Source organism: Niallia taxi (genome assembly GCF_004005475.1).
Classification (GTDB): Bacteria; Bacillota; Bacilli; order Bacillales; family Cytobacillaceae; genus Niallia; species Niallia taxi.
Window position 1 is genome coordinate 1 of the sequence record NZ_RZTZ01000050.1, and the last position, 1,543, is coordinate 1,543.

Annotated in this window: 1 protein-coding gene; it reads right to left on the reverse strand. The window is 36.7% G+C overall.

Translation table 11 applies throughout. The features are described 5' to 3' along the window. Positions 1-95: 95 nt before the first annotated feature. Entirely contained in the window at positions 96-1,334 is a 1,239-nt protein-coding gene (locus tag EM808_RS28330) for an IS110 family RNA-guided transposase (protein ID WP_127743147.1), read from the reverse strand. Positions 1,335-1,543: the final 209 nt, after the last annotated feature.

A 1,543-nucleotide genomic window follows, 5' to 3' on the forward strand; every position in this document is an offset into this window, starting at 1 on the left:
AAATAATCTCGTGGTATACTAAAAATGCACATGCCAAATAACCTTCCGCTATATTTTAATTGGAAGGTTTTGTTGTATTTAGTTAGATATAGTTATTAATCTATATCTTGGAAAGTTGTTCGTTTTTTTAATAAGGCAAAGATCCAGTGTAAGAGCTTGTTTACACATGCAATAACGGCTACTCTAAAGGGTTTTCCTTCTTCTCGTTTCTTATCATAAAACTCTCTTAGTTTTCGATTGCGTGGAATAATCTCGTCGGTTGTCTTCTTTTTACGACTATCCCTTATACCACTTTGAACAGCCATATATAAGGCGTGGCGTAGTCTACATGAGCCACGTTTCGTTATTCGATTCACCGATGCGGTAAACCTCCCAGATGAGTACACACTAGGATCTATCCCAGCGAATGCAACAAGCTTCTTGGCATCATTAAATCGATCTATTTCTCCAATTTCGGATATAATCGTGGCAGCGATTTTTTCTCCGATTCCAGGGATAGATTGAAGAATACAATACTCTTCAATTTCTTTAGCGAGAGCATTTATTTCATCTGCAATCCTGGATAGATGCTCTTGGTATTGAAGAACTATCTTAATTAAAATTTCTAGATTGAAAATATGACTCTCATAGAGATTGTTTTGAAATGGATTACGTAGGGCAGCCTCTATTAACATTTGTGTCTTTTCCTCTGCCCAGGACACCGAACGATTCTTACATAATGAAGCTATTTTATCAGTTAATTCTTTTTCACTGACACTTAATACCGCCTTAGAAGTAGGGAATTCTAGTAAAGTAAGCAAAGATACTTTTGAGTATAAACTTCCGAAAACTCCTCGATACTCAGGGAATACTTGATCAATTAAGGAATGTAACTGTATCTTTGTTTTCGCTGAAATTTCTGCAATACTCTCTTGTTGCCTTGTTAGATTTCGAAGGTTTAAGAGTTGAATTCCTCGCTTCTTGTAAGGCTGTAGTTCTTCCTTATAATACAGTTCACAAAGATGATAAGCATCGATTGCATCTGTTTTAACTTTGCGTAGGCTTGAACTCTTGGCTCGATGTGAAATAAGAGGATTGACGAGAATATATACATATTTTTGTTCCTCTAAAAACTGAATAACTGGGGTGTGATAATGCCCAGTTGACTCTAATACAACCGAAGGTTGAGTACCCAAAGCTGCTTTTTCAACATCTTGAAGAAAATCTAATAACCTACCTAAACCCTCTAGATTATGTGTAATACTAAAACTCTTTCGATATGGTTTACCTTTATCTAAAAATGCTTGAACATGGCTTTCTCCTTTTGAAACATCCAGACCAATCACTGGATTCATACTAATTTCTCCTCCTTAAAAAGCATATTAGTCGGTAACCCCTAAACTCCTTGTAATATCATAGGTTCGCTTGTTAAACGGGATCATTGTCCCAACCAGCCTGAAACATGTTTATACAAGTAGGGGGTGAACAGTTTAGCTGACGGGATTTATTCCCACGGGGGCGCCGTTCTACCCCGACTACCGTAATCATAAAACTAAAAAAAAAA

Excerpts from the sequence above, each read along its gene's own strand:
- EM808_RS28330 (WP_127743147.1), bottom strand. The coding sequence starts at position 1,334 with ATGAATCCAGTGATTGGTCTGGATGTTTCAAAAGGAGAAAGCCATGTT.